Consider the following 4,565-nt stretch of genomic DNA (forward strand, 5'->3'; position numbering starts at 1 on the left):
TTTTCATTTCTTCAGATTCTTCTGCCATTTTTTACCTTGTTTTCTTCTTCTAAATCCTGGAACTCGTGGGCCTTTTAACATGCTTTTAAACGAAAAGAATGTTCTTTACAGAGGGCTTTTCGAGCAATAAATTACACTTGTCAATAATAGCTTTTTTTTGCAAAAAAAGTTCCTGCTTCCACACGGAACTTTCGCACTTTAGCGTTAAAATTTGCTTCTCCAGTTTCTCAATTTTGACATGCGGAAAAATGAGTGCTCCGACGATTTCTTCGAAGTGCTCAAGGAGCTTTTTCAGGACCATTTCTTCGCTAATATGGTTCTTGTCGAGTACCATCTGAAGAAGAACTCCGATATCTTCGGGATCCTTGCCGCAGACACCCTTGGAACGCCGTTTCTTGTAGATTTCGAACATTACAGTAGCAAAAGTTTTGAAAGGGCAAACCCGCCAATAAGAATGCTCGTCATGCCGGCCACCACGGTCGCCTTAGTGTTCTTGCCGACGCCTTCGGCACCGCTATGGGTGGTGAATCCGAAAAAGCAGGCGTAGCTTGCGATAAAGTATCCGTATAGGGTTGCCTTGATAAGACCGACTACCAGGTCCCAGTTCTGATAGAACATGCGTACGCCGTAAAAGAATACAGAGAACGAAACATCCTTGTACAGATGGGCGACCTCATAACCGCCGACGATTCCGATAAATATACTGATTACCGTTAATGTCGGAAGCATGATGACTGTTGCGATCAGTCTTGGCGCCAATAGGAACTTGTACGGGCTGAGACCTAATACTTTGTATGCGTCAAGCTGTTCTGTGACGGCCATTGTACCCAGTTCGGAACACATGGAGGCTCCGATTCGGCCGGCAAGGACCATGGCGGTAAGAATAGGACAGAGCTCCACCATGACGGACTTGCCGACTGCCATGCCGACAAACATGAGGGGAATCATGTCTGCAAACTGGTAGGCGAGCTGCCAGGACATGATCGCCCCCGTTGCTAGAGAGGCCGCCACCACAACGGGGATACTCGTAACGCCGACATGCTGCATCTGTTCGACGGTCGTATGCAGGTTGGTGAAAGCTCCAGGAACATTTTTGAACAGCTGCCACACAAAATGAAAGTAGCTCACCGTGGTTCGCAAGAATTTCCGGACGAACTTGCCCAGACTTTCTGCCATTCTGTTCATCGTCTTGATCAACGTGAACCCTTATTTTTCTTGGAAGCCTTCTTGTTCGGAGCGCTGATGGCCTTCTTGTAAAGGTCCATGTCGCTCAGGTACTTGATAGCTTCGTTTAACTGCTTGTCCTGCTTCAAGGAGAATGCGGTGCTGACAGAATCGTTGTGGAATGCCGTTAGAAGCTCACGCTTGATGCCATCCTTGATGTACTGCTTGTTCTCGTCGAACTGAGCATTGCGGTTGCTTTCCAAGGCGAAACGCATATCGGCGATACGTTGTGCGAGCGTTGAATCGCTTACGGTCTTTGCGCTATCGCCCATATAGTTCTGTTCGCGGATAATGCTCTTTTCAAGCTGGTCTACGCCAACTAGGGCGTTGCTCTTAATCTTAGTGAAGTTGGTGTCCTTCATGCAGAATTCGCGGAACTGGTTGAAGAGGCTGTCCGGAACTTCCCAGTTTGCGTCCACCTTGGCTCCCGATTTTTCTAGGTCCGGGCGAATCTTGACGGCGAACTTAAAGTACATGGCCATGCGTTCCTGGACCTGCACTACCCATGGCATGGGAGAAAGCTCCACTTCGACATCGGGCGTGATTCCTCCGCCACCGAACATCATGCGTCCGTTGTGGGTATAGAACGTGTCCACCTTTGCCGTGTCGGATTTTGCCGAATCAGCCTTGGTGTCCTCGCCTTCGGCATCAGAGTATTCCTCTTCCATAAGCTTCAGTCCCTTGATGCCATTTTCGGGCTTGTTGATGCAACGGCCAAAGGGTAGATAGTAAAAGGCGGTGGTCAGTTTAAGGGCGTTTCCCTGGTTATCCAGCGGGAATATGGTCTGTACGGAACCCTTACCAAAAGAAGTCTTGCCGATAATCAATGCACGGTCCCAGTCCTGAAGTGCGCCGGAAACAATTTCTGCTGCACTGGCGGAACCCTGGTTCAGGAGGACAACCATCGGCACATCCTGCTTGATAATACCATCCTTGCGGGCGTGGCTTTCGGTTTGTTGGGTGCGGCCGCGAGTACTTACGATGACATTTCCTTGTTTAAGGAATAGCTCGCTAATTTCGATAGCCTGATTCAGAAGTCCGCCTGGATTGTAGCGCATGTCGAGGATGATTTTCTTCATGCCTTGCTTCTGCAGGCTCTTGAGGGCGTTTTCCACATCGCTGGTGGTCTTGTCGCTGAAGGTGGCAAGCTTGATGTAGCCGATATCCTTAGAGACCATGCCATAGTAGGGAACGGCGTGCACGACGATTTCGGCGCGGGTGATGGTGAAGTCCATCAGGTCCGGCACGCCTTCGCGCTCGATAGAAACGGTCACGTCGGTACCGATCTTTCCGCGAAGCTTGTTTACGGCTTCGTCGAGTGTAAGTCCCTTGGTGTCCTTGCCGTCTATTTTACGGATACGGTCCCCGGCGCGGATGCCGAGACGGAAAGCAGGGGTTCCGGAAAGGGGCGAAATCACGGTGAGTATGTTGTCGCGCAGGCTAATCGTAATGCCCACGCCGCCGAACTTACCTTCCATTGAAACTTTGAGGCTCTCGTAGTCCTTGGGAGAAAACACTGTCGTGTGTGGATCCAGAATGTTGCGGATTCCATTCAGGGCTGCATCTGTGAGTTCGGTTGGGTTAACATCTTCCACGTACTTGCGGTTGACCTCGGAAAGCACCTTATTCAGTCTAGAAACTTCGTCGTAGAAGTCTCCTGGAGGATCTTTCTTGTCGTTAGCCGCAAAGGGGCTTGTCGTAAGGCATAGGGCCGATAGGCCCGCTACAAGGAGAGTGCGAAAGTTCAGCATATTGAAATTCATGCCCTAAAAATACAATTTCATTTTGTCCGTGATGTTATCAAACGGAAAAAACCGGCCTTTATGGCCGGTTTTTAATAATAAGAGAGAGAAAAAGAGAAAGGCTTGAGGATTAAGCGGCGTCGTTCAGGATTCGGGCAAGTTGCTCGTTACGGAGCTTTTCGAGTGCCGATTCCTTGAGTTGACGCGTGCGTTCCTTGGAAAGTCCCACCATTGGGGCTATTTCCTTGAGGTTTAGGTCGGAATCCATCTTGAAACCGAAATAGAGTTTGATGATTTCCTTTTCCTGTTCTGAAAGGCTCTTGTCCATCATCTTGTTGAATAAGCAGGAACGGTTGTTCTTTTCTGCAAGATCCTCGGTACGGAATTCCTTGTCCGCAAGTGTGTCGCCGAGAGTCATGTCGCCATCTTCACCGACGGGAGCGTCGATAGAAGTGGAACGGGTGGACATCATCAGGATTTTTTCGATTTCGTTTGCTTTATATTTGCTGACACCTTCGAGGCTCTTGGGGTCGATGGTGAGGCCTCCACCTACGACCTGACGCAGGGTGCCACCCTTTTTGCTGAATCGGCGCAGAACGAGTTCCTTTTCGGCGCTAATGCGAATCAGACGGCCGCGTTCGGCGATGGCGCGGGTGATGTTCTGACGAACCCACCATACGGCGTAGCTGATAAACTTGATTTTCTGATTGGCATCAAAACGGCGGGCCGCTTCAATAAGCCCCATGTTGCCTTCGTTGATGAGCTCGTTTACTTCGAGGCCTTGTCCCTTGTAAAGGTTGGCTATGTTGACAACAAAGCGGAGATTCGCCTTGACGAGCATGTCCATGGCTTCGCGGCTGCCTTCGCGAACTTTGCGGAGTAGAACTTTTTCCTGTTCCTTGGTAAGCAGAGGATACTTAGAAATATCGTTCAGATACTGGAAATAGACATCTCTTTCATCACGAACGTGCGTATTCTTTGTCATGTTAACCTCGATGCTCATTGTTTCGTTTACATTGTAAATCTACCTCCGTTTGTTTTTTGAAGTGTCATGAATTACTCTTTAGTTCGCAAAAGTTGTTCATGAATTTCGTCAAAGAAAAGTGGACTTTTGTCACGTTTTTGTCATAAAGCCCTTCTTTTTGCCCAAATAAGACCTATTTTTGTGACTGCAAGAGGACAAAATGACGACAAAGTATGCAAAATCCGCCTTTAGGGCCTTTTTACGCCGCAATTATGAACGATTTGCGGAACTTCAAGAGGCTCAATTCGAAAAAAACGAGCGAGAACTGATCGAAATCATGGGCGATGAGAGCGATGTCCAGTATCCGATTCCGACATTTGTGCTGATGATCTTGATTTGGTTGTTCATTTTGTTGTTCCCGCTAATATTGTTGCTGGATCCGACATATCCGGTGACTCAGGTGTCGTTTATCAACCTTGCATCCTACTATTTGCCACTTCTGGCTACTTTCTTGACCTTCTTGGTAAACCAACGTTACCTTGTTCCAAAATGCTTCTTTAGAAAACGCTATGTGGTGTTCTTTGTCGGCAATGCCCTGTTGCTTTTCTTTTCGTTGCTTGGGCGCGAGGTGTTCT

At 48.5% G+C, this 4,565-nt stretch carries 4 protein-coding genes and 1 pseudogene; 1 reads left to right on the forward strand and 4 read right to left on the reverse strand.

Annotation, left to right across the window (positions count from 1 at the left end; translation table 11 throughout):
• Positions 1-85 precede the first annotated feature (85 nt).
• The 4 genes from Q0628_RS01995 to Q0628_RS02010 form a co-directional block, all read right to left on the reverse strand.
• On the reverse strand, positions 86-412 hold the full coding sequence (locus Q0628_RS01995; protein WP_298767901.1) for a DUF721 domain-containing protein: 327 nt from the start codon (positions 410-412) through the stop codon (positions 86-88).
• Positions 412-1,176 carry an ABC transporter permease gene (locus Q0628_RS02000; protein ID WP_298767902.1) on the reverse strand — a complete coding sequence of 255 codons (765 nt, stop codon included), beginning with the start codon at positions 1,174-1,176 and terminating at the stop codon, positions 412-414. The genes Q0628_RS01995 and Q0628_RS02000 overlap by 1 nt, the downstream gene beginning before the upstream one ends.
• A 17-nt stretch (positions 1,177-1,193) precedes the next feature.
• Positions 1,194-2,987, reverse strand: coding sequence for a S41 family peptidase (locus Q0628_RS02005; protein ID WP_298767903.1), 1,794 nt, complete (start codon positions 2,985-2,987; stop codon positions 1,194-1,196).
• Between the two features lie 109 nt (positions 2,988-3,096).
• A complete protein-coding gene (locus Q0628_RS02010) occupies positions 3,097-3,951 on the reverse strand; it encodes an RNA polymerase sigma factor RpoD/SigA (RefSeq protein ID WP_298767904.1) in 855 nt (284 codons plus the stop codon).
• Positions 3,952-4,150: 199 nt separating this feature from the next.
• Between Q0628_RS02010 and Q0628_RS02015 the strand changes: the two are divergent.
• Positions 4,151-4,565: pseudogene (locus tag Q0628_RS02015) on the forward strand (hypothetical protein); the annotation flags it as partial.

Source organism: uncultured Fibrobacter sp. (genome assembly GCF_937877005.1).
In the GTDB taxonomy this organism is placed as follows: Bacteria; Fibrobacterota; Fibrobacteria; order Fibrobacterales; family Fibrobacteraceae; genus Fibrobacter.

Coding starts and splice junctions, on each gene's coding strand:
- Q0628_RS02010 (WP_298767904.1), bottom strand. CDS start 3,951: ATGACAAAGAATACGCACGTTCGTGATGAAAGAGATGTCTATTTCCAG.
- Q0628_RS02005 (WP_298767903.1), bottom strand. CDS start 2,987: ATGAATTTCAATATGCTGAACTTTCGCACTCTCCTTGTAGCGGGCCTA.
- Q0628_RS02000 (WP_298767902.1), bottom strand. CDS start 1,176: ATGGCAGAAAGTCTGGGCAAGTTCGTCCGGAAATTCTTGCGAACCACG.
- Q0628_RS01995 (WP_298767901.1), bottom strand. CDS start 412: ATGTTCGAAATCTACAAGAAACGGCGTTCCAAGGGTGTCTGCGGCAAG.